The sequence below is a fragment of the Streptomyces sp. NPDC007907 genome (assembly GCF_042959365.1).
Taxonomy (GTDB): Bacteria; Actinomycetota; Actinomycetes; order Streptomycetales; family Streptomycetaceae; genus Streptomyces; species Streptomyces indiaensis.
Genome location: NZ_JBIBKR010000002.1, coordinates 308,667 through 331,249 on the forward strand (window position 1 = coordinate 308,667; position 22,583 = coordinate 331,249).

General features: G+C 73.3%; 20 protein-coding genes and 1 pseudogene. 12 read left to right on the forward strand and 9 right to left on the reverse strand.

Annotation, left to right across the window (positions count from 1 at the left end):
- Nucleotides 1-184: 184 nt before the first annotated feature.
- Nucleotides 185-832: a TetR family transcriptional regulator gene (locus ACFZDI_RS07385; protein WP_391248426.1), complete on the reverse strand. Its 648-nt coding sequence runs from the start codon at nucleotides 830-832 to the stop codon at nucleotides 185-187.
- Between the two features lie 141 nt (nucleotides 833-973).
- Between ACFZDI_RS07385 and ACFZDI_RS07390 the strand changes: the two genes are divergently transcribed.
- From ACFZDI_RS07390 to ACFZDI_RS07410, 5 genes and pseudogenes are all read left to right on the forward strand, one after another.
- Nucleotides 974-2,119 (forward strand): VOC family protein, encoded by a 1,146-nt coding sequence (locus ACFZDI_RS07390; RefSeq protein WP_391248428.1) that lies wholly within the window; start codon nucleotides 974-976, stop codon nucleotides 2,117-2,119.
- Nucleotides 2,116-3,057, forward strand: a complete 942-nt coding sequence (locus ACFZDI_RS07395; RefSeq protein WP_391248430.1) for a fumarylacetoacetate hydrolase family protein — start codon at nucleotides 2,116-2,118, stop codon at nucleotides 3,055-3,057. Before ACFZDI_RS07390 ends, ACFZDI_RS07395 begins: the two co-directional genes overlap by 4 nt.
- Nucleotides 3,054-4,949 carry an acyl-CoA synthetase gene (locus ACFZDI_RS07400; RefSeq protein ID WP_391248432.1) on the forward strand — a complete coding sequence of 632 codons (1,896 nt, stop codon included), beginning with the start codon at nucleotides 3,054-3,056 and terminating at the stop codon, nucleotides 4,947-4,949. The genes ACFZDI_RS07395 and ACFZDI_RS07400 overlap by 4 nt, the downstream gene beginning before the upstream one ends.
- Nucleotides 4,946-6,502: a bifunctional 3-(3-hydroxy-phenyl)propionate/3-hydroxycinnamic acid hydroxylase gene (locus tag ACFZDI_RS07405; protein WP_391248434.1), complete on the forward strand. Its 1,557-nt coding sequence runs from the start codon at nucleotides 4,946-4,948 to the stop codon at nucleotides 6,500-6,502. Before ACFZDI_RS07400 ends, ACFZDI_RS07405 begins: the two co-directional genes overlap by 4 nt.
- A pseudogene (locus tag ACFZDI_RS07410) lies at nucleotides 6,481-6,886 on the forward strand (transposase); the annotation flags it as partial. The gene ACFZDI_RS07405 and the pseudogene ACFZDI_RS07410, both read left to right, overlap by 22 nt.
- A gap of 85 nt (nucleotides 6,887-6,971) precedes the next feature.
- On the opposite strand, the gene ACFZDI_RS07415 reads toward ACFZDI_RS07410, so the two are convergent.
- The 3 genes from ACFZDI_RS07415 to ACFZDI_RS07425 form a co-directional block, all read right to left on the reverse strand.
- Nucleotides 6,972-7,676 (reverse strand): phosphatase PAP2 family protein, encoded by a 705-nt coding sequence (locus tag ACFZDI_RS07415; RefSeq protein ID WP_234848784.1) that lies wholly within the window; start codon nucleotides 7,674-7,676, stop codon nucleotides 6,972-6,974.
- A gap of 194 nt (nucleotides 7,677-7,870) precedes the next feature.
- A complete protein-coding gene (locus ACFZDI_RS07420; RefSeq protein ID WP_391248437.1) occupies nucleotides 7,871-10,120 on the reverse strand; it encodes a heavy metal translocating P-type ATPase in 2,250 nt (749 codons plus the stop codon).
- 3 nt (nucleotides 10,121-10,123) lie between these two features.
- Nucleotides 10,124-10,336 (reverse strand): heavy-metal-associated domain-containing protein, encoded by a 213-nt coding sequence (locus ACFZDI_RS07425; RefSeq protein ID WP_234848782.1) that lies wholly within the window; start codon nucleotides 10,334-10,336, stop codon nucleotides 10,124-10,126.
- 201 nt (nucleotides 10,337-10,537) lie between these two features.
- Here ACFZDI_RS07425 and ACFZDI_RS07430 point away from each other — a divergent pair, with 201 nt between their 5' ends.
- Nucleotides 10,538-11,497: a hypothetical protein gene (locus tag ACFZDI_RS07430; RefSeq protein ID WP_391249479.1), complete on the forward strand. Its 960-nt coding sequence runs from the start codon at nucleotides 10,538-10,540 to the stop codon at nucleotides 11,495-11,497.
- Between the two features lie 3 nt (nucleotides 11,498-11,500).
- Here ACFZDI_RS07430 and ACFZDI_RS07435 read toward each other — a convergent pair whose 3' ends face one another.
- On the reverse strand, nucleotides 11,501-13,336 hold the full coding sequence (locus ACFZDI_RS07435) for a glycoside hydrolase family 15 protein (RefSeq protein ID WP_372486665.1): 1,836 nt from the start codon (nucleotides 13,334-13,336) through the stop codon (nucleotides 11,501-11,503).
- Between the two features lie 441 nt (nucleotides 13,337-13,777).
- Nucleotides 13,778-14,557, reverse strand: coding sequence for a DeoR family transcriptional regulator (locus ACFZDI_RS07440; protein ID WP_391248440.1), 780 nt, complete (start codon nucleotides 14,555-14,557; stop codon nucleotides 13,778-13,780).
- A gap of 132 nt (nucleotides 14,558-14,689) precedes the next feature.
- Here ACFZDI_RS07440 and ACFZDI_RS07445 point away from each other — a divergent pair, with 132 nt between their 5' ends.
- Together ACFZDI_RS07445 and ACFZDI_RS07450 are read left to right on the forward strand one after the other, a co-directional pair.
- Nucleotides 14,690-15,571: an SIS domain-containing protein gene (locus ACFZDI_RS07445; RefSeq protein WP_391248442.1), complete on the forward strand. Its 882-nt coding sequence runs from the start codon at nucleotides 14,690-14,692 to the stop codon at nucleotides 15,569-15,571.
- A 13-nt stretch (nucleotides 15,572-15,584) separates the two neighbouring features.
- Complete coding sequence (locus ACFZDI_RS07450) at nucleotides 15,585-16,445, forward strand: ketose-bisphosphate aldolase (RefSeq protein WP_391248443.1); 861 nt, start codon at nucleotides 15,585-15,587, stop codon at nucleotides 16,443-16,445.
- Here the strand turns inward: ACFZDI_RS07450 and ACFZDI_RS07455 are convergent.
- Nucleotides 16,435-17,565 (reverse strand): methyltransferase, encoded by a 1,131-nt coding sequence (locus tag ACFZDI_RS07455; RefSeq protein WP_391249480.1) that lies wholly within the window; start codon nucleotides 17,563-17,565, stop codon nucleotides 16,435-16,437. The genes ACFZDI_RS07450 and ACFZDI_RS07455 overlap by 11 nt on opposite strands.
- A 67-nt stretch (nucleotides 17,566-17,632) precedes the next feature.
- Between ACFZDI_RS07455 and ACFZDI_RS07460 the strand changes: the two genes are divergently transcribed.
- The 4 genes from ACFZDI_RS07460 to ACFZDI_RS07475 are packed head-to-tail and all read left to right on the forward strand — an operon-like array spanning nucleotide 17,633 to nucleotide 21,079.
- On the forward strand, nucleotides 17,633-18,367 hold the full coding sequence (locus tag ACFZDI_RS07460; RefSeq protein ID WP_391248445.1) for an alpha-ketoglutarate-dependent dioxygenase AlkB: 735 nt from the start codon (nucleotides 17,633-17,635) through the stop codon (nucleotides 18,365-18,367).
- Nucleotides 18,364-19,611, forward strand: a complete 1,248-nt coding sequence (locus ACFZDI_RS07465; RefSeq protein WP_234848777.1) for an ROK family protein — start codon at nucleotides 18,364-18,366, stop codon at nucleotides 19,609-19,611. Before ACFZDI_RS07460 ends, ACFZDI_RS07465 begins: the two co-directional genes overlap by 4 nt.
- Nucleotides 19,612-19,660: 49 nt before the next feature.
- Nucleotides 19,661-20,644, forward strand: coding sequence for an NAD(P)-binding domain-containing protein (locus tag ACFZDI_RS07470; protein WP_391248446.1), 984 nt, complete (start codon nucleotides 19,661-19,663; stop codon nucleotides 20,642-20,644).
- 12 nt (nucleotides 20,645-20,656) lie between these two features.
- Nucleotides 20,657-21,079, forward strand: a complete 423-nt coding sequence (locus ACFZDI_RS07475; RefSeq protein WP_234848775.1) for a PPOX class F420-dependent oxidoreductase — start codon at nucleotides 20,657-20,659, stop codon at nucleotides 21,077-21,079.
- An 18-nt stretch (nucleotides 21,080-21,097) separates the two neighbouring features.
- Here ACFZDI_RS07475 and ACFZDI_RS07480 read toward each other — a convergent pair whose 3' ends face one another.
- Together ACFZDI_RS07480 and ACFZDI_RS07485 are read right to left on the reverse strand one after the other, a co-directional pair.
- Complete coding sequence (locus ACFZDI_RS07480) at nucleotides 21,098-22,006, reverse strand: phosphotriesterase (protein WP_391248449.1); 909 nt, start codon at nucleotides 22,004-22,006, stop codon at nucleotides 21,098-21,100.
- Complete coding sequence (locus tag ACFZDI_RS07485; protein WP_234848774.1) at nucleotides 22,003-22,581, reverse strand: DUF4865 family protein; 579 nt, start codon at nucleotides 22,579-22,581, stop codon at nucleotides 22,003-22,005. The genes ACFZDI_RS07480 and ACFZDI_RS07485 overlap by 4 nt, the downstream gene beginning before the upstream one ends.
- Nucleotides 22,582-22,583: the final 2 nt, after the last annotated feature.

Genomic DNA, 22,583 nt, shown 5'->3' on the forward strand with positions numbered 1-22,583 from the left:
CCCCGCGACCAGGGCGGTGATGGCACTGGCGACGAACATGGAGCGCCAGGTGAACTGCATCATCCGTCGGTCGTCCATCCGTCGGTCGCGTTCTGCCCTGTGTGACCGGAAGTGCAGCGGGCCCCCGCGCCGGGCATCGGCGCGGGGGTCTGGACGGACGTTCGGCCGGCGGGGCCCGCCGAGGTCAGGGCAGGTCGGGCAGTGGACGGGTGGAGATCTCGTGGGCTTCGTCCGCCGGGAGTCCGAGCATGCGGAGGATCATCTCGGCCATCTGCTCACCGGCCGCGGCGTCGAGATCGCGCGCCGAGTCGAGCTGGATCAGACCGATCAGCGCGCCGCCGACCGCCGACAGGGCCACGATCGGGTCTTCGAAGGTGAAGCGGCCGGACGCCTTGCCGACTTCCAGGTCACGGAGGGCGCGCGGGCCGAGCCCGGTGGCGCCGTTGATGTGGGGCAGGCCGCGCAGGCGCAGGATCTGGGTGATCTCGGGATGCGAGGCGGCCAGGCGCAGAGTGAGGCGGATGCTGGTGGCGAAGACTGCGGCGGGGTCGTCGATGTCCTCGGTGACACTGTCGAGCAGTTGGCCGTACTCCTCCAGGGCGTCGCCGACCGCCGCGTCGAACAGGTCGTTCTTGGTGTCGAAGTGGTTGTAGAACGTGCCGAAGCCCACGTCGGCGCGGTCGGCGATCTCCTGGATGCTGGCTGAGGTCTCGCCGGTCTCGGCCAGGATCTGCCGTGCGGCGCCGATGAGCGCCTGGCGGGTGCGCGCCCGGCGGCGTTCGAAGCGGTTCGCGGTCGCCGGGCCGTCGCTGGTGTCGGGCTGGTTCTGCATAGCACCAGTCTAGGCGGATTCAGATCTGATGATTCCATCACTCCTGCACTTGACGATTGGGCCTTCAAGTTTGATGCTTCTATCAATTAAGAGCTTCTCATCAGAAGCCCATCCGTTCGAGCCACCATTGACGGAGCCCCCATGTCGGACGACCGTGCCCGCCCGCCCGGACCCATCACCGCACACCAGGACCTGCACAGCGAGCACGGGCCGCTGCGCGGGGAACACCCCGGCCGCGCCCGGCAGCCCGTGATCAAAGTGGCGGACCTGGCCTGGCTGGAATTCGAGAAACCCGACCTGGTCCGCGCCGAAGTGTTCGCCCGCGACTTCGGCTTCGCCGTGGCCGAGCGCACCAGCCGGGCGCTGTATCTGCGCGGCACCCTGCCCGGCTCGGCGTGCGTGGTAGTGCGCCACGGCCGCACCTCGCGGTTCCTCGGCCCGGCGTTCCGGGCCGCCGAGCGCGCGGACCTGGACCGCCTGGCCCGCGCCACCGGCCATCCGGCCCGCGAACTCGGGGAGTTCGGCGGTGGGCGGGTCGTGGACCTGGCCGACCCGTCCGGCTTCCCGGTCCGTGTCGTCCACGGCACCGAGCAGCTCCCGGCCCTGCCCGAACAGCCCCCGCTCCCGCTCAACTTCGGCGGCCATCGCATCCGGACCAACACCACCCAGCGCCCGCCGCGCGAACCCGCCCGGATCCAGCGGCTGGGCCACGTGGTCCTGGAGACGCCGAGGTTCACCCGGGCCCTGGACTGGTACCTGGACACCCTCGGGCTGATCGTCAGCGACTTCCTGTTCCTGGACGGCCGGCGCGACCGCGGGCCCACGATGGCGTTCATCCGCTGCGACCAGGGCAGCACGCCGGTCGACCACCACACTCTCGCGATGCACCTGGGTCCGCGCACCGGCTACGTCCACTCCGCCTACCAGGTCACCGACCTCGACGCGATCGCCGCCGGCGGGCAGTACCTCGCCGAGCGCGGCTACCGGCGCAGCTGGGGCATCGGCCGGCACATCCAGGGAAGCCAGCTCTTCGACTACTGGCGCGACCCGGACAGGCTGATGGTCGAGCACTTCGCCGACGGCGACCTGTTCGACTGCGACCTGGAACCCGGCTGGGCCCCGATGTCCGCGAGCGGCCTGGCCCAGTGGGGCCCGCCCGCCACCCGCGACTTCCTCGGCACCCACCCCACCCCCGCCCTGATCCGCGAGGTCGTGCGCGCACTGCGCGCCGACAACGAGATCGACCCCGGCCGCCTGCTGGGCCTGATGAAAGCGATGAACCGATGAGCGTCAACGTCCTGCGCACCGCCGACGGCTGGTACGCCGTCCGCGATCAGCGCGCCGTCCGGGTCCGGACCGCGGCCGCCACCACCGCCGCACTGCTGGCCGACCGGGAGGCCGTCACCGCCGCCGCGCACAGCACCGCCGCCGGCGTGCCGGTCACCGACCTCGCGGTGCTCTCCCCGGTCACCCCAGGGTGCCGGGTCGTGGCCCAGATGGCGAACTTCGCCTCGCACGCGGCCGATGCGGGCCTTGCACCGAACAGCGTCCCGCTCGCGTTCTTCCGCAAGGCGTCCGGGTCGATCAGCGGCCCGTACGAGGACATCGTCAAGCCGGCCCACGTGCGGCTGCTCGACTACGAAGTGGAGATCGGCCTCGTCATCGGCGCATCGCTCCCGGTCGGCACCGAGGTCTCCGCCGCGAACCTCGCCGACCACGTCGCCGCCCTCGTGGTCACCAACGACGTCTCCGCCCGGGACCTGCAACTGCCCAAGACCCAGTTCTACGAGGCCAAGTCCTACCCCACCTTCACCCCCACCGGACCGGCGTTGGTGCTGCTGGAGGAGGGCGACCTCGACCGGTTCGCCGAGCTGCGGCTGCGCCTGTGGGTCAACGGCGAGCTTCGGCAGGACATGCCCGCCGCCGACATGATCTTCCGGCCGCTCGAAGCCCTTCGGGCACTCAGCGGCTTCCAGCGGCTGGACCCCGGCGATCTGCTGCTGACCGGTACCCCGGTCGGCACCGCGCTCAGCGCGCCGCCCAAGCCGGTCGAGATCCTGGGCTCGCTGCTGCCGGCCGCGACCAAGTGGCGGCTGTTCTTCAAGTCCCAGGCCAAGAACCCCAAGTACCTGCGTGACGGCGACCTGGTGGAGGCGGCCGTCGCCACCGACGACCGCAGGCTCGACCTGGGCTGCCAGCGCACGACGGTGAGGTACGCGCGGTGACCGAGGACCTGCTGTGGCCCCGCTACCGAGGCCCCGACGACCTGCCCTCGGTCGAGGCGATCCCGCTGGAGGCGCGCGGTCTGCCCGGCTCGACCTACGACCTGCTCGTGCGCGCGGCGAGCACCTGGCCGGACCGCACCGCCCTGACGGTGCTGCCCGACGCTGCCCAGTGGCGCGGGCCGGCCCAGCTGACGTTCGCCCGCCTGCTGGATCGGGTGCACCGCTACGCGAACCTGCTGCACCGTCTCGGGGTGCGGCGCGGCGACGCCGTAGCCCTGATGTCGCCCAACTGCGCGGAACTCATACCGGCCACTCTGGCCGGCCAGCTCGCCGGGATCGCCGCGCCGCTCAACGGCGCACTCGCCCCGGGCCATCTGGGCGAGCTGCTGAGGCGCTCCGGCGCGCGGGTCCTCATCGCCGCAGGACCCGAGCTGGCCCCGGAGGTGTGGGCGAAGGTCCCCGAGCTGACCGGCGCCCTGGACGCGGTCCTGGTGCTCCGCCCCAGGGAGGCGCAGGCCCCTTCGGTTCCGCTGCCGAGACTCGGCGGTGTCCTGGTCGGCGAACTGGCGGAGCTGTCCCGGGGCGACGATGCGTCCGGCTTCGCGGGCGAGACGCCCGCGGCGGGTGACCTGGCTGCGTTCTTCCACACCGGTGGCACGACGGGCACCCCGAAGCTCGCGGCGCACACCCACGCGGGCGAGGTCGCCAACGCCTGGATGATCGCCGCGAACTCGATGCTCGACGGCGACGCCGTCGTCTTCGCCGCCCTGCCCCTGTTCCACGTCAACGCCCTCGTCGTGACACTGCTGGCGCCGCTGTTCAAGGGCCAGCAGGTGGTGTGGGCAGGACCACTCGGCTATCGCGAACCGGCCCTGTACGGGGAGTTCTGGTCGATCGTCGAGCACTACGGCATCACCGCCATGAGCGCGGTACCGACCGTCTACCAGGTGCTCGCCCGGTGCGCCGTCGGCGCGGCGGACATCAGCAGCCTGCGGCACGCCATGGTCGGCGCGTCGCCGCTGCCCGACGCCGTCCGCACCGCGTTCGAGGCCCACACAGGGGTGACGCTGGTCGAGGGCTATGGCCTGACCGAGGCCACCTGCGCCAGCGCCCGCAGCTTTCCCGACGCGCCGCGCCCCGGCGCTGTCGGGCAGCGCATGCCCTACCAGCACGTGAAGGCCGTCCACCCGGACTCGTGGACGGAGCTCCCCGCCGGGCAGACCGGCCTGCTGGTGATCGGCGGCCCGACCGTGTTCGCCGGCTACGTCACCGGCCGCGACGACCGAGGCCGTCCGGTCCTCGACGGCCTCGGCAAGCTCGTGGACGGCTGGCTCGACACCGGCGACCTGGCCCGTCTCGACTCGGACGGGTTCGTCCACCTGGCCGGCCGCGCCAAGGACCTGATCATCCGCGGCGGCCACAACATCGACCCGGCCGCCATCGAGGACGCGCTGCTCGCCCACCCGCACGTCACCGGCGCCGGCGCGGTCGGACGCCCTGACCCGCACGCGGGCGAGGTCCCGGTGGCGTACGTGACCCTTGCGCCGGAAGCGGACGTGAGCGAGGACGAGCTCCGCCGGTGGGCCGCCGAACACGTACCGGAAGCCGCGGCAGCGCCGAAGACCGTCACCGTCCTCACCGCGCTGCCGGTCACCGATGTCGGCAAGCCCTACAAACTCGCCCTGCGGGCCGACGCCACCCGACGCGCCGTCGCGGAGGCCCTGGCCGGCCACGGCCACGACTCCCACGTCGACGCGGCGATCGAGGACGGCTCCGTCCTCGTGTCCGTCACCCCCGGCACCGGTGACCGCGAAGCCATCAGCGCGGTCCTCGACCAGTACGCCCTGCGCTGGACCTGGTCCCGGCCGACGCCCGGACCGGTGATGTCATGACCGTCCGCGCCGTCCCGGCCGTCGTCATCGGCGCCGGCCCCACCGGGCTGGCCGCGGCGACACTGCTGGGCCAGTACGGCATCGAGACACTCGTGCTGGACCGCTGGGAATCGGTTTACCCACTTCCGCGGGCGGTCCACCTGGACGACGAGATCTACCGACTGCTCGCCCGCCTCGGCGTCGCCGAGGAGTTCGCCGCCATCTCCCGCCCCGCCCACGGCCTGCGGCTCCTGGACCGCGAGCTGCGGGTGCTGGCCGAGTTCCGGCGCGGCGCCGACCTGGGCCGCCACGGTCATCCCGAGGCCAACATGTTCGACCAGCCCCAACTGGAGGAGCTGCTGCGCGCCAACCTCGAACGGCACCCGAGCGTCACCCTGCGCGGGAACGTGGAGATCACCGCGATCGCGCAGTCCGACGGAGGGCCGGTACGAGTCCGCCTCACCGACCGGACCACCGGCGAGACAGGCACCGTGACCGCCGGGTACGTGCTCGGCTGCGACGGCGCGAACAGCCTGGCCCGCGAGACGATCGGCGCCACCATGCAGGACCTGGCCTTCACGCAACGCTGGCTGGTCGTCGACCTCGCCACCGACGCCGACCTGGCCCAGTGGGAGGGCGTGCACCAGGTCTGCGACCCCGTGCGTGCGGCCACCTACATGCGCATCGGCGAGCGCCGCCACCGCTGGGAGTTCCAGCTCCTCTCCGGTGAACACGCCGACGACTACCGCGACATGACCAGCCTGCACCCCCTCGTCCGGCCCTGGACCGGCGACCTCCACGCGGAGCAGCTGGAGATCGTGCGCACGGCCGAGTACACCTTCCGCGCCCAGATCGCCGACCACTGGCGCAAGCAGCGTCTCTTCCTGCTCGGCGACGCCGCCCACCTCACACCGCCCTTCATCGGCCAGGGCATGGGCGCGGGCCTGCGCGACGCCGCCAACCTCACCTGGAAGCTCGCCGCTGTGCTCGACGGCCGCCTCCCCGAACACGTGCTGGACAGCTACGAGGCAGAACGCAAGCCGCACGCCCGCTCGATGATCACCCTCGCCAAGCTGGTCGGCACCGCCATGACCGCGGGCGGGGACACCGGCAGCGCCCTCCGCCGTCTTCTCGCACCCCACCTGCACCGGCTTCCCGGCCTGAGCAATCGCATTCTCGACAGCCGGACCCCGGCCCTGCACCGCTCAGCCCTGGTCGGCCGCGGACGGCTCGGGCTCGGCCTCGCGGGACGTCTGTGTCCCAACGCCCCGCTGCCGGACGGCCGGCGCTTCGACGACCTGGCCGCGGGCCGCTACGCGCTGGTCACCTCCGCAGCCGTCACGCCCGCACTGCGCTCCGAGGTCCACGACCGCGGCGGTGTCCTGGTCACCGCCCCGCCCGGCACCGCCCTGCACCGCTGGCTCCGCCGGGGCCACACCGCAGCGGCACTGGTCCGCCCCGACGGCACCGTCCAGCGCACCGCACCTGACCCGAAAGCCCTGTGCGGGCTCCTGCCGCACCGAGCTCCTGCGGGGGTTTCGGAGGGTGATCTGTGTCAGTGCGAGGCGAGTTGACGGACGCGGCATGGGAGCGGATTGGACCGCTGTTGCCGAAGCGGGGCGGACGCGGCCGTCCATGGCGTGATCACCGCCAAGTGGTCAACGGTGTGCAGGGGCGGCTGCGGCCCGGGACTCCCTGGCGCGATCTCCCCGAATGGCACGGGCCATGGCAGACCGTCTGGCGTGCGGTTCGCCCGCTGGGAAGTGGTCGGGATCCGGGCGACGTTGCTGGAGCACCTCCAGGTTTGCGACGACGCGGTGGGCCGGGTGGACTGGACCGTGTCAGTCGACTCCACCCTCAACCGAGCCCACCAGCACTCGGCCGGCGCCCGCAAAAGGAGGGCTGCAGACGGGGCGCACTGCAAGATGCGAGCGGGGAGTCCGCAGGCGGCCGGCAGAGTGATGCTGCGGTACACCTGGTGGGGCAACCCCGACCGCGCGGAACGCACCGGCGGGCCGGGATCGGCCGCGTGCGCCGCCCCGCTCAGCCGCGTACGAGGCCGCCGATGGTGATGCGGGGCCACTGGCGGGCCGACGCGAGGAGGGCCTGGGTCCTCGCCGACGGGGTGGCCGCTGCCGCCGCCAGGGCCGCTGCCGCGCTGGCGATGCCGAGCACCGCTCCCGCCGCCACGTCGCCCGGGTAGTGCACGCCGGTGTGGACGCGGGAGTAGCCGACGGCGCTCGCCAGTGCTCCGAGCGGGACCGCCGCGGGGGGCAGGACCACGCCGACGGCCGTGGCGAACGCGACCGCCGACGCCGTGTGCCCGGACGGGAACGACGCCGAGGTCGGCATCTTGACGTGCCGGTCCACCGTCACCCGGGCCGCCTCCCGGTCCGGCCGCGCACGGCGCACCAGGCGCTTGCCGAGCAGGTTCGCGGAGGCCGATGCCACGGCGATCGCGCCGACGCCGGCGAACGCGGCTCTGCGCGGTCGCTTGCCGGCGAGAGCCAACGCCGCGGCGATGCCGAACGAGATCTTGGAGTGGTCGGCCGCGTGGGACAGGTGGCGCAGCGCCCGGTCCAGGGTCGGGGTGGGGGTCGCGGCCACCGCCGCGTACAAGGCGCCGTCCACGGCCCTGAGATCGGCGAACACGGCGCCCAGCAGCCGCCGGCCGCGTGCACCCGCGGAGTCCTGGGTGTTCCGGAGCGGACGGGGGGCGTCCGCGTCTGTGGTCGTCGGATCGGTCATGTGCTTCTCCCCGCAGTGGCCTTCCCCAGCAAGGTACCGGCTCACGCCCGGCGCACGCTCGGCGCCCCTGCGAGCCGGTACCTCCCGAGTGCCCGGACGGCGGACGGCCACCCCGGTGAGGCGGAACACCGGGTGCGAGCGGACGTCCGCCGACCGGCTGCCGGGGATCGCGTCGTCCGACATGTGCCGGTGCCTCAGCCGGTGGCCCGGAACGTGCGCAGGCGCAGCGAGTTGGCGACCACGAAGACCGACGAGAAGGCCATCGCCGCCCCGGCGATCATCGGGGTGAGTAGACCGGCCGCGGCCAGCGGCAGGGCCGCCACGTTGTAGGCGAAGGCCCAGAACAGGTTCGAGCGGATGGTGCCGAGCGTGCGGCGGGCGAGCCGGATGGCGTCGGCGGCGGCCCGCAGATCGCCCCGTACGAGGGTCAGGTCGCCGGCCTCGATCGCGGCGTCCGTGCCGGTGCCCATGGCCAGGCCCAGATCGGCCCGGGCGAGGGCGGCCGCGTCGTTGACCCCGTCGCCGACCATCGCCACCGACCGGCCCTCGGCCTGCAGCCGTTCGACGACGTCGACCTTGTCCTGCGGGAGGACCTCGGCGATGACCTCCTCGATGCCGACCTCGCGGGCGACGGACCGGGCCACCGCCTCGTTGTCGCCGGTCAGCAGGATCGGCGTGAGGCCGAGCACCCGCAGCCGTGCGACCGCCTCCGCGCTGGTGTCCTTCACCGCGTCGGCCACTTCCAGCACCGCACGCGCCTCGCCGTCCCACGCGACGGTGATGGCCGTGCGCCCGGCGTCCTCGGCCGCCGCCCGGGCCCTGGCCAGGTCCTCGGGAAGCCCCAGCGCCCAGTCGGCCAGCAGCCGCTCCCGGCCGACGAGCACCGCGTGGCCGTCGACGACGCCCTGCACACCGAGCCCGGGGACGTTGGCGAAGTCCTCCGGCGTGGGCAGGGCGCCCAGCTTCTCCAGCGCCCCGTCGGCGACGGCCCGGGCGATCGGATGCTCGGAGGAGTGCTCCAACGCCCCGGCCAGCCGCAGCACTTCGGCCTCGTCCGTGCCCTCTACGGGGTGCACGGCCAGCAGCGTCATCCGGCCGGTCGTGACCGTGCCCGTCTTGTCGAGGACCACGGTGTCGACCCGGCGCGTGGACTCCAGCACCTCCGGGCCCTTGATCAGGATGCCGAGCTGGGCGCCCCGCCCGGTGCCCACCATCAGCGCGGTCGGCGTGGCCAGCCCCAGGGCGCAGGGGCAGGCGATGACGAGGACGGCGACCGCGGCGGTGAAGGCCGCCGTCAGGCCGACGCCGTTGCCCAGCCAGAAACCCAGGGTGCCGAGCGCCAGGGCGATCACCACCGGCACGAACACGGCGGAGATCCGGTCCGCGAGCCGCTGCGCGGCGGCCTTGCCGTTCTGCGCCTCCTCCACCAGCCGGGCCATCCGGGCCAGTTGGGTGTCGGCGCCGACCCGCGTGGCCCGTACGACGAGCCGTCCGCCGACGTTGATCGTGGCGCCGGTGACCGGGTCGCCCGCGCCCACCTCCACGGGGACGGACTCGCCGGTGAGCATCGAGGCGTCCACGGCGGAGGACCCTTCGTCGACCGTCCCGTCCGTCGCGATCTTCTCGCCGGGCCGGACCAGGAAACGGTCGCCGACCGTCAACTCCGTGACCGGCACGGTCTGTTCGCGGCCGTCGGCACGCAGCACCGTGACGTCCTTCGCGCCGAGCTCCAGCAGGGCCCGCAGCGCGGCGCCCGCCGTGCGCTTGGCGCGGGCCTCGAAGTACCGCCCGGCCAGGATGAAGGCGGTCACGCCCGCGGCGGCCTCCAGGTAGATGTTCCCGGCGCCGTCCGTGCGCTCGACGGTCAGCTCGAAGGGATGTGTCATGCCCGGGGTGCCCGCGGTGCCGAGGAACAGCGCCCACAAGGACCAGAGGAACGCGGCCGAGGTGCCCACCGAGATGAGGGTGTCCATGGTGGCCGCGCCGTGCCGCGCGTTGGTGAACGCCGCCTTGTGGAAGGGCCACGCCGCGTACGTCACGACGGGCGCGGCCAGCGTGAGCGACAGCCACTGCCAGTACTCGAACTGCAGCGCCGGGATCATCGCCATGGCGACGACGGGGACCGCGAGCACCACGGCCGTTACCAACCGCTCGCGCAGCGGCCGCAGCTCGTCGGTCTTCTCGCTCGTGTCGTCGCGCTCGGCGGCGGGAGTGGGTTCCTGCGCGGTGTACCCGGTCGCCTCGACGGTGGCGATGAGGTCGCCGACGGAGACCCCGTCGGAGTAGCTGACCTTGGCCTTCTCCGTCGCGTAGTTGACGGTGGCGCTCACCCCGTCCATGCGGTTGAGCTTCTTCTCGATGCGCGCCGCGCAGGAGGCGCAGGTCATGCCGCCGATGGTGAGTTCCACCTCGGCTTCGCTTCGGGTCGTCGTACCGGTGCTCATGGCTCAGACCCTCCCGGTCAGCTCGTAGCCGGCCTCGTCGACGACCTCCGCGACCGCGGCGTCGTCGGGCTCGGCGGCAGTGGTGACGGTGACCCGGCCGGTGTCGAGGTCGACCTCCACGCCGCTGACGCCGTCCAGCTCGCCGATGACCTTGGTCAGCGTGGCCTTGCAGTGGCCGCAGGACATTCCGGAGACGACGTAGGTGGTGGCGGGCATCGGGTGCCTCCTGATGGTGATCCGACAGAAGCGGAGATACGGGGCGGGGGTATCCCCTCGCTGAGGTCATCGTATACCCCTATGGGGTATACGATGCAAGCGTGAGCAGGACTTGACTGCATACCCCCTAGGGGTATTGTGAAATGCATGGGTACCTCCGCGGTGGAGCGGGAGGCCCGGTATCCGAAGGAGTCGACGGCCATGAACACCGCACTGCGGATCACCACCTTCGCCGCCGCCCTGGCAGCGACGTTCGGCACGGCCTACGGAGTCGGGCAGGGCATGGACCCCGTCGTCGCCGACAGCCCCCCGAAGCACGAGGGCGAACACCCCGGGCCCACACCGGAGCAGGGGGAGGGTGGCGGTCACGCCGGACACGACACGCCCCCGGCCGGCGGACTGCAGATCTCCGAGGGCGGCTACACACTCGACCTGAAGACCCCGCGCGTGACCGCGGGCGAGCGGGCCGACCTGCGCTTCACGGTCCGGGACGCCGCCGGCCGCGCGCTCACCGCCTACCAGCGCGAACATGACAAAGAACTCCACCTAGTCGTGGCCTCACGCGACCTGGTCACCTACCGCCACCTGCACCCCACCCGCGCCGCCGACGGCACCTGGAGCACCTTCGTGGACCTGCCCCGCGCGGGCGGCTACCGCGTCTTCGCCGACTTCACCCCGGCGAAGAAGAACGCCCGGAACCTCACCCTCGGTACGGACCTCGCCGCCTCCGGCCCCTACGAGGCACGCCGGCTCCCGCCCGCGAGCACCACGGCCCGGGCCGGCGCCTACGACGTGAAGCTGGCCGGCACCCTGCGCCCGGGCCGGGCGAGCGAGCTGACACTCCAGGTCTCCCGCGACGGCGAGCCCGTCACCGACCTCCAGCCCTACCTCGGCGCCTACGGCCACCTGGTCGCCCTGCGCTCCGGCGACCTCGCCTACCTGCACGTTCATCCGAACGGCGAACCCGGCGACGGCGCGACCGAGCCGGGCCCGGAAATCTCGTTCACGGCCACGGCCCCCAGCTCCGGCTCCTACCGCCTGTTCCTCGACTTCAAGCACGAAGGCACGGTCCGTACGGCGGCGTTCACCGTCCACGCCGGGGGAGCGGCATCCGGGACGGATACCCCCGAGGGGCATGAGGCGGAGGAGCACGGCCACTGAGTGTCAGCCGAGCGCCCGGTCCAGATTGAAGGCCGCACTGATCAGCGCGAGGTGCGTGAACGCCTGCGGGAAGTTGCCCTGCTGCTCCCCGGTGTGGCTGATCTCCTCGGCGTAGAGGCCGAGATGGTTGGCGTACGTCAGCATCTTCTCGAAGGCCAGCCGCGCCTCGTCGATCCGGCCCGCGTGCACCATGGCCTCCACGTACCAGAACGAGCAGATGGAGAACGTGCCCTCGTCGCCGCGCAGCCCGTCGGGGCTGGAGCGGGGGTCGTAGCGGTACACCAGCGAGTCGGACACCAGCTCCTCGGTGAGCACGTCCAGCGTCGACAGCCACTTCGGGTCGGTGGGGGCGATGAACTTCGTCAGCGGCATCATCAGCACCGCCGCGTCCAGCACGTCGCCGTCCTCGTGCTGGACGAAGGCCCCGCGCTCCTCGGACCAGCCACGGCTCATGATCCGCCGGTAGATCGTGTCGCGGCACTCCCGCCAGCGAGGCAGGTCGGCGGGCAGGCCGCGCCGGTTGGCCATCCGGATGGCCCGCTCGATCGCCACCCAGCACATCAGCCGCGAGTACAGGAAGTTCCGGCGCCCGCCCCGCGTCTCCCAGATCCCCTCGTCGGGCTGGTCCCAGTGCGCGCACACCCAGTCCACCAGGGCGCACACGTCGTCCCAGTGGCCGCTGGAGATGGGCTTGGCCCACTTGTCGTAGAGGTAGATCGAGTCGATCAGCGCGCCGTAGATGTCGAGCTGGAGCTGGTCGGCCGCCGCGTTGCCGACCCGTACCGGCGCCGAGCCGTGGTGGCCCTCCAGATGGCCGAGGGTGCGCTCGGGCAGCTCGGTGCGGCCGTCGATGCCGTACATGATCTGAAGCGGCCCGGAGACCTTGCCGTCACCCGGGCTGATGTGCCGGGTCACGAAGTCCATGAAGGCCTCGGCCTCCCCGGTGAAGCCCAGCCGCAGCAGGGCGTAGACGCAGAACGCCGCGTCGCGCACCCACACGTACCGGTAGTCCCAGTTGCGCTCGCCGCCGAGCTCCTCGGGCAGGCTCGTCGTCGGCGCCGCCACGATCGCCCCGGTGGGCGCGTACGTGAGCAGCTTCAGCGTCAGCGCCGAGCGGTGCACCATCTCCCGCCAGCGGCCCTTGTACCGGGACGCCGACAGCCAGTGCCGCCAGTACGCCACCGTCGCCGCGAACTGCTCCTCGGCCTCCGTACGCGCACACCGGCGCGGCGTCACGTCGCCGCCGACCTTGTCCAGCGCGAACACCGCCGTCTCGCCCTCGGACAGCTTGAACTCGCCCCGCACGTCCGGCCCGTCGGCCTCCAGCGGCACGGTCGCGGTCAGCGCGAGTGCCAGCCCGTCGGCCTCGAACACCGCGGTGTCGCCGGACAGCCGGACGGTGTGCGGCAGGGAGCCGTAGTCGAAGCGGGGCGCCACGCGCGTCCGGAACGGGATCGCGCCGCGTACGCACACCACCCGCCGGATCAGCCGGTGCCGCTCGGCCTCGGCCGGTCCGCCGCCGACCGGCATGAAGTCCTGCACCTCGCCGACCCCGTCCTCGGTGAAGAACCGGGTGATCAGCACATTGGTGTCGGGGAAGTAGAACTGTTTGGTCCGCGCCGGCACCGACGCCGCCAGCGCGAAGCAACCCCCGCGCTCCACGTCCAGGATCGAGGCGAACACGCTCGGCGCGTCGAAGGACGGGCAGCAGTACCAGTCGATGGTGCCGTCGGTCCCCACCAGGGCCACACTGCGCAGATCGCCGATCAGCCCGTGCTCGGCGATCGGCACATAGCGCCGGCCGCCCGGCATGCCCCGGTCCTGCGCACCTTCACCCATGACGGCCTCCTGCCGGTAGGCGCCTCAGCCCCAGCGTAGAACCGCCGGGGGAAGGCCGCGCCGCCGGACTGCCGACGGACGGCCGCGTCCGGGCTGCGGCTGCCGGCCCGCGGTTGCCGGCCGGCGGTTGCCGGCCGGCGGTTGTCGAGCCGCCGCCGTCAGACCGCCGCCCGCCCCGTCGCCACCGGACCGAGCCCCCGGCCCGTCGCCACCAGACCGAGCCCCCGGACCGAGCCCCCGGCCCGTCGCCACCGGACGGAGCCCCCGGACCGAGCCCCCGGCCCGTCGCCACCGGACCGAGCCCCCGGACCGAGCCCCCGGCCCGTCGCCACCAGACCGAGCCCCCGGCCCGTCGCCACCGGACGGAGCCCCCGGCCCGCCGTCGTCAGACCGAGCCCCCGCCCCGCCGCCACCGGACCGCTGAGCCGCCGGACCCAGCCCTCAGACCATGACGACCCGCACCCCGGCCTCCTCGAAGCGCCGCACCATCTCCGTCTCGGCTGCCGTGTCCGTGACCAGCGTGTCCACCGCCTCGGCCGCGCAGATCCGGGCGAACGCCCGCTGCCCGAGCTTGCTGGAGTCGGCGGCGACCACCACCCGCTCCGCCCGCTCGCACAGCAGCCGGTTGACCGCCGCCTCCGCCTCGTCGTGCGCCGCCGCCCCATGCGTCACGTCGAAGGCGACGACGCCGAGCACCGCCACGTCGACAGTGATCTGCCCGAGCACCCCGTCCGCGAGCGGCCCGACCAGCTCGTACGACTGGGCCCGCGCCACCCCGCCGGTCAGCACGATCTTGAACTGGGGCCGCACGACCAGCTCGTTGGCGATGTTCAGCGCGTTCGTCACCACGGTCAACGCGGGCGACCCGGACGTCAGGTCCCCCCGCACGGCCAAGGCCCGCGCCACCTCGGTCGTGGTCGTCCCCCCGGTCAGTCCGACCGCCTCACCCGGTGCCACCAGATCCGCCACCGCCGTGGCGATGCGCTGCTTCTCGGAGGCGTGACGGGCCGTCTTGTAGCGCAGTGGCAGCTCGTACGACACGCCGTGCACGACCGCGCCACCCCGCGTGCGCACCAGCATCTGCTGCTCGGCGAGCCCGTCGAAGTCACGGCGGATAGTCGCCGCCGACACCCCGAGCTCGGCCGCGGCGTCCTCGACGTCCAGCCGGCCGCGCTCCACGAGCAGCTCCAGCAGTGCCTTCCAGCGGGCGTCGCGCGACATCCGCACCTCCACGTCTCGATCTCCGGCGACCCTAACGCACCCCCTCCTTGCTCGAATGCTTGATGATGCTCGAAAGCTGGCTATATCTTGCAGGAACAAGCAGTTCGTGGGTGATGAAGCGGAGGGTGCGGGATGACGCATGTCGAGGACGAACTGACGAGCCAACCCGAGTGCTGGGAACGTGCCGCGTCGGAAGCGGCCCGGCACGCGAAGGCGCTGCCGGCACCGGGGGAGCGGGTCGCGATCGTCGGCTGCGGCACCTCGTACTTCATGGCGCAGGCCGCCGCGGCCCTGCGCGAGGACACGGGCCAGGGCGAGACCGACGCGTTCGCCGCCTCGGAGTTCCCCCACGGCCGCCGCTACGACCGGGTCGTCGCGCTCACCCGCTCCGGCACCACGACCGAAGTCCTGGACCTGCTGGACCGGTTGAAGGGCGGCACCCGCACCACCGCGGTCACCGGCGATCCGGACACGCCCGTGGTGACGGCCGCCGACGACCTCGTCGTCCTGGACTTCGCGGACGAACGCTCCGTCGTCCAGACCCGGTTCGCGACGACCGCCCTCACCCTGTTCCGCGCCCACCTCGGCCTGCTCCCGGCAACCGCCGTCACCGACGCGCGCACCGCCCTGACGCAGCCGCTGCCCGAAGGGCTGGTGGAGTGCGGGCAGTTCACGTTCCTGGGGCGCGGCTGGACGGTCGGCCTGGCCAACGAGGCGGGGCTGAAGATGCGCGAGGCCGCGCTGGCCTGGACGGAGGCCTACCCGGCCATGGAGTACCGGCACGGCCCGATCAGCATCAGCACCACGGGCACGGCGACCTGGATGCTCGGCGACGCGCCGGACGGCCTCGCCGAAGAGGTACGGGGCACGGGCGCGCTGTGGGTCGCGGGGCGGCTGGACCCGCTCGCCGAACTGATCCGCGTCCAGCGCCTCGCGGTCGCCGTCGCCACGTCCCGGGGGCTGGACCCCGACAGCCCCCGCCACCTCACCCGTTCGGTGATCCTCGCACCCTGACCCTGGAGACCCCGTGTCCCTCACCACCACAGGCGACCTCGTCACCCGGGCCGCCACGACGGGCTCGGCCGTCGCCTCCTTCAACGTCATCACGCTGGAGCACGTCGAGGCCGTCATCGCGGGCGCCGAGTCGATGAGCGCCCCCGTCGTGCTGCAAGTCAGCGAGAACGCGGTGAAGTTCCGCGGCGGGCAGCTCCTCCCGCTCGCCCGTGCGGCCGTCACCGCGGCCGAACAGGCCGCCGTGCCCGTCGCGTTGCACCTCGACCACGTGCGGAGCGACACCCTGCTCCACCAGGCCGCGGACGCCGGCTTCAGCTCCGTGATGTACGACGCGGCCCGGCTGCCCTACGCGCAGAACCTCGCCGCGACCCGGGCGGCGGTCGCCCGGGCGCACGCGCAGGGGTTGTGGATCGAGGCGGAGCTGGGGCAGATCGGCGGGAAGAACGGCAGACCGCCGCTGGACGCGCACGCCCCCGGCGCCCGTACCGACCCCGAGGAGGCCCGGGCGTTCGTCGCCGACTCGGGCGTGGACGCCTTGGCTGTTGCTATCGGCAGCTCCCACGCCATGACCACCCGCACCGCCGCCCTCGACCACGACCTGCTGGCCCGCCTGTCGGCCGCACTGGACGTCCCGCTGGTCCTGCACGGCTCCTCCGGCGTCCCGGACGACGAGCTCACGGCGGCCGTGGCCGGCGGCATCACCAAGGTCAACATCGGTACGGCCCTCAACATCGCCCTGACGGGAGCCGTCCGGGAGTTCCTCGCCGAGCGGACCGAGGCGGTCGACCCGCGCGACTACCTGACCCTCGCACGGGACGCGATGACCCAAACGGTGGCGAGGATGTTGAAGACCCTCGGCGCCCCTACCGCTTGACGGCCTTCAGCACCACGAACTTCGGGTCGCTCGCCACGAGCCGGCTGTTGCCGAACAGCTTGCGCAGCTTGACGTGGTAGCCCAGGTGCCGGTTGCCGACCACCCACAGCTCCCCGCCCGGCCGCAACGCCCGCCGTGCCCCGGTGAACATCCGCCAGGCCGTGGCGTCCGTCGTCGCCTGGTGGGAGTGGAACGGCGGGTTGTTCAGGACCAGGTCGACGCTGCCGGACGGCACGCCCGCCAGCCCGTCCCCGACCCGGAACTCCGCGTGCCCCGGCACGCCGTTCGCCTGGTACGTCGCCTCCGCCGAGGCCACCGCCTGGAACGACTCGTCCACGAACAGCACCTCGGAGCCCGGGTCGGCCAGCGCCACCGACGTCCCCACCACGCCGTTGCCGCACCCCAGGTCCACCACCCGGCCGCCCCGCCCCGCGGGCAGGTGCCCGAGGAAGAACCGCGTCCCGATGTCCAGCCGGTCGGCGCAGAAGACCCCGGCGTGGTTGACGACGGTGCCGTGCGCGGCGGGGCCGATGCCGTGCGGCAGCGTGTAGACGTACGGCCACGGGTTGGCGGGCCGTTCCAGGGCGGGGTCCGGCGTGCAGAAGATCAGCCGGGCCTTCTTCTCGGCGAGGGAGGTGCGGGTCGGACCGAGGATCGTCTCGAACAACCGCAGCGTCGAGGTGTGGATCTCCTTCACCATGCCCGTACCGACGACCACCGTCCCCGCGTGCACCGCCGGCGCCAGCCGCAGCAACTGGTCCTCCAGCAGCGCCAGGCTCTTGGGCACCCGCACCAGCAGCACGTCGATCCGCTCGGGCGGCGGGTCCTGCGTGGTGAGCAGCCGCACCGCGCCCGGCGCGACTCCGGCCCGCGCGAGATTGGCCCGGGTCGCCTCCTGCGCGAGGTAGGAGTCGGTGATCTGCACCGGACGGTGCGCCGCGAGCGCCGTGACCAGCGCCCCCCAGCGGTCCCCGAGCACCACGATCGTGCCGTCCAGCGGCACCCGCTCCTCGGCCAGATACCGCAGCAGGTACTCGTCGGAGGCGTCCCAGGCGCGCAGCCGGTCACGCGGGTCCACGGGGAAACGGGTCAGAGCCGGCTCGCCCCACGGCGTCGTCATACGGTCGTCCATCGTGCGACCAGGCTAGCCGAGCCGCAGCTCAGGGCGTGTCGGGCACCATGGAGGCATGGACGGCGAGCTGTTCCCCAGGGCCCGTACGCAGGTCGCGCCCGGCGCCGTGCACCTGCCGGGCTGGCTGGACGCGGAGCGCCAGTCGGCGCTGCTCGCCGCCTGCCGCGCCTGGGCCCGGCCGCCCGCCGGGCTGCGCACGGTCCGCACCCCCGGCGGTGGCACCATGACCGCCCGGCAGGTCTGCCTCGGCTGGCACTGGTACCCCTACGCCTACGCCCGCACGGTCGCCGACGGCGACGGCGCCCCCGTCAAACCGTTCCCGCGGTGGCTCGGCGAACTCGGCCGCCGGGCGGTCCACGACACCCTCGGCGGACCCCCGCCGGACTACGACATCGCGCTGATCAACTTCTATGACGCCGACGCCCGCATGGGCATGCACCGCGACAGCGACGAGAAGTCCGACGCGCCGGTGGTGTCGCTCAGCCTCGGCGACACCTGCGTGTTCCGCTTCGGCAACACCGCGACGCGCACCAGGCCCTGGACCGACGTCGAGCTACGCAGCGGTGACCTGTTCGTCTTCGGCGGCCCGTCCCGGTTCGCCTACCACGGGGTCCCACGCGTCCACCCGGACACGGCACCGCCCGCGCTGGGACTGACCGGCCGGCTCAACATCACGCTCCGGGTCAGCGGCCTGCACCCCCCGGCGGCCGACGACCCCGGCGGCCCGGCGGCGCCCGGCGGGCACACTCCGCCACCATCCCCGCGGATCATGGGAGACTCGCCCTCATGAGCGGGAAGGCGGACCCCCGGCAGGCGGGGAACGGGAGCACCTCGAAGGCACGGCTGGACCGGGGGCGCGCAGCGCTCGGACCCGCACTGGAGCTCGTGCACACCGGACGCGCCCCGACCCGGGCGGTGCTCACCGCCGAACTCGGGGTGACACGGGCGACCGCCGGCGCGGTCGCCGTCGAACTGGAGGCACTCGGGCTGATCCGGGTCGACGCCCGGCCCGGCGCGGCCGCCGGGTCGCAGGGCCGGCCCTCCCACAGACTGGCCGTCGCCGACGACGGGCCCGTCGCACTGGCCGCACAGGTGCACGCCGACGGGTTCCGGGCGGCCCTGGTCGGACTCGGCGGCCGGATCGTCGCCACCGCGCCCGGCTGCGAGATCGTCGACGCCGACCCCGCCAAGGTGCTGGCCTCGGTCGTCTCCGCCGGCGCCGAACTGCTGCACGCCACAGGGCTGCGGTGTGTGGGCGCGGGCCTCGCCGTACCGTCCGCCGTCGCCGAACCCGGGGGACTGGCGCTGAACCCGCTCCACCTGGCCTGGCCCGCGGGCGCGCCCGTGCGGGACATCTTCGCCGAGCAGGTGCGCGCGGCCGGCATCGAAGGCCCCGCGTTCACCGCGAACGACGTCAACCTCGCCGCGCTCGCCGAGCACCGGCACGGCGCCGGCCGGGGCTCGCGCGACCTGCTGTGCGTCGCCACCGGCCACCGCGGAGTCGGTGGCGCGCTCGTCCTCGACGGCCGCCTGCACCGGGGCAGTTCGGGTCTCGCCCTGGAGGTCGGGCACCTCACCGTGCACCCCGAGGGCCGCCCCTGCCACTGCGGCAGCCGCGGCTGTCTCGACGTGGAGACCGACCCGCTGGCCTTCCTCACCGAGGCCGGACGCGAACCGGGCCCGGAGGTGTCCCTGCTGAAGCAGTCCATCGACCTGATCCGCCACCACTACGACGACCCGGGCGTCCGCACCGCCACCGAGGCCCTCATCGACCGCCTCGGCCTCGGCCTCGCGGGCCTGGTCAACATCCTCAACCCGGACCGCATCATCCTCGGCGGCCTGCACCGCACCCTCCTAGACGCCGACCCCGGGAGGCTGCGCGCGGTCGTGGCCGACCGCAGCCTGTGGGGCCAGAGCGGCGGCGTCCCCATCCTGCCCTGCAGCCTCGACCACAACAGCCTGGTCGGCGCCGCGGAACTGGCCTGGCAGCCGGTCCTGGACGACCCGCTCGGGGCGCTCGCCCCGTCGGCGTGAGAGGTCCTCGGCACAGAGGGCCGCCAGAGTGACCCCACGGATATCAGGCTTGTCCGCGTCGCGCGCGGGAAGGCGACCCGCTGAGCGGGCAGGCTGGTCCGGGGCAGTCCGCCCGCACCGCACCACCGAGGAAGGTGAGGCAATGACCGGCAAGCTCACCGTGAGCGTCCTGGGCACCGGCATCATGGGCGCCGCCATGGCCCGCAACCTTGCCCGGGCCGGACACACCGTCCGTGCCTGGAACCGCACCCGGGCCAAGGCCGAGCCGCTGACCGCCGACGGGGTACGGATCGCCGACAGCCCGGCGCAGGCGGTGCAGGACGCGGACGTCGTCCTGACCATGCTCCACGACGGCCCCGCCACCCTGGACACCATGCGCGAGGCCGCCCCCGCCCTGCGGCCCGGCACCGCCTGGGTGCAGTCGACCACCGCGGGCATCGAGGGCGTCGCCGAACTGGCCGCCTTCGCGGGCGAACACGGCCTGGTCTTCTACGACGCCCCCGTCCTCGGCACCCGCGAGCCCGCCGAGGCCGGAAAGCTGACCGTGCTCGCGGCCGGCCCCACCGAGGGCCGGGACAGGGTGACGCCGGTCTTCGACGCCGTCGGCGCCCGGACCGTGTGGAACGGCGAGGACGGGGCGCTGGCCGGTGCCACCCGGCTCAAGCTGGTGGCCAACAGCTGGGTCCTGGCCGTCACCGCGGCCGCCGGCGAGGCCCTCGCCCTGTCCAAGGCCCTCGGCGTCGACCCTCAGGGCTTCTTCGACCTCGTCGCCGGTGGCCCGCTCGACATGGGCTATCTGCGCGCCAAGTCCGACCTCGTCCTCGAGGACAGGCTCACACCGCCCCAGTTCGCGGTGGGCACCGCCGCCAAGGACGCCCGGCTCATCGTCCGAGCCGGCCTGGACCATGGTGTCCGCCTGGACGTCGCCGAAGCGGCCGCCGCCCGCATGGAGCGAGCCGCCGCCGGGGGCCACGCCGACGAGGACATGGTCGCGGCCTACTTCGCCAGCTTCGACGAGAAGTCCGACTCCTAGGAGGTTCCCCTCATGTCGAAGCCGCCGCTGCCGCCCGAGGCCGAGGCCCTGCTCGGCCGCCCCAACCCGTGCGTCATGGCCACGCTGCGCTCCGACGGCGCACCCGTCTCCGCCGCCACCTGGTACGCGTGGCAGGACGGCCGTGTCCTGGTCAACCTCGACGAGGGCCGGGTACGGCTGAAGCACCTGCGCCGCGACCCGCGCGTCACCCTGACCGTCCTCGACGCCGACAACTGGTACACCCACGTCACCCTCGTCGGCCGCGTCACCGAGATGTACGACGACGAGGACCTGGCCGACATCGACCTCCTCGCCCGGCGCTACATCGGCAAGCCCTACCCGGACCGCGACCGCCGTCGGGTCAGCGCCTGGATCGAGGTCGACCGCTGGCACGGCTGGGGCTCGTTGAAGGACAGCGACCAGGCCGGCGGCTGAGCCCGTCGGCCGGGCCGGTCAGCGCCACTCGGTCCCGAACGCCCGGCCCGGGTTCTCCGTGAGGATGCGCTCGACCAGCTCCTCACCCACGGCGTGCGCGAGCCGGGGCCGCACCCGGCGCAGCAGACAGGGCATCCCGGGGCCGCCGTCCACCGAGCGGGCGGCGGCCGTGGTGGTGTCCGCGCCCAGCAGCACGCGGTCGCCGAACCCGGCGTCGGCGAGGGCCCGTACGGCCTCCGGCATCCGCCAGTCCGTGGCGTGATGGGCGAGGGAGGGCCCGTCGAACGCGAGATAGCAGCCGTACTCCGCCGCCTGCCGGTGCACCACGAGGTCGGGGGAGCGGTTGAGGTGCCCGAGCACCACCCGGTGCGGCGGCACCCCCGACTTGCCGCACAGCAGGTCCAGTACGTCCAGCGCGCCGGTGCCCATCTCCAGGTGCACGGTGATCGTCGCACCCGTGGCGTGATGCGCCTCGGCCGCCGCCGTCATGGTCCAGCGGGCGTGCGCGTCCAGTGCGTGGAAGCCGCCCGCGACCTTGACGAGTCCCGCCCGCACCCCCGACGTCCCGATGCCCTCGGTGAGTTCGGAGACGAAGACCTCGGCGAGCCGGCCCCGCAGCCCGGCGAGCGTGTCCTCGTCGTAGTGCACGGCCTGGTGCAGACCGGTCGCCGCGACCACGTGCACGCCGGTCTCCCGGGACAGCGGCGGCAGATCGGCGGCCCGCCGCCCGAGGCCGTACGGCGTCCACTGCACGACGGTCCCTCCGCCCTGCTCCCGGAACGCGACCAGTTCGGCCCGTGCCGCCGCCACGCTGCGCAACTCCTGTCCGGGCAGCCGGGGACCGCCGAAGAACAGGTGGTCGTGGGCGTCACACACCCCCAGGTCCGAGGGGGCCACGTCCCCCAGCACCGTGCGGACCGCGCTCACCACTGGCGTCCCCGGAGCAGCCGGTGCCGGCCCGGCGCGGACAGGTGCAGCACCTGGAAGAGATCGCCGTCCGCCTTGGGCGTGTCGTGCTCCCAGAGGGAGAAGTGCACCGACTCCCAGCGGCTGGTGTCGACGGCCGCGGCGGCGAAGAGCGCTCCGTCGGCCGCCGCCAGCCGCCCGGCCTCGCCCACCGCGTCCGCCACGGCGTCGGCCAACATCCGGTCCTCGGGCACCGGTTGACGCCGCCGCACGGCGAACCGCGGGCGGGAGCCGCTCCCTTCCTCGTACGCGAGCCCCGTCCACTGGCGTACCGACGGCCGCCCGAAGTCGTCACCGACGCCCTGGAAACCGCCGCCCCACAGGAAGGCGTTCATGCCGTGGACGGTGTTCCAGAGGTAGAAGGGCGCGTACTGGTTGACCGGCGAGCCGCGCAGACCGCGCTCGCGTATCAGATAGGCCTTGAGGCCGAGGCCCTCCCAGTCGTCGAGCAGATGCCCCCGCCCGGCGACGCGGTCACGGATGATGTCCATGTCGTAGTCGGCGGGCAGGGTGAGTTCGTACTGCATGGCGTGCATGG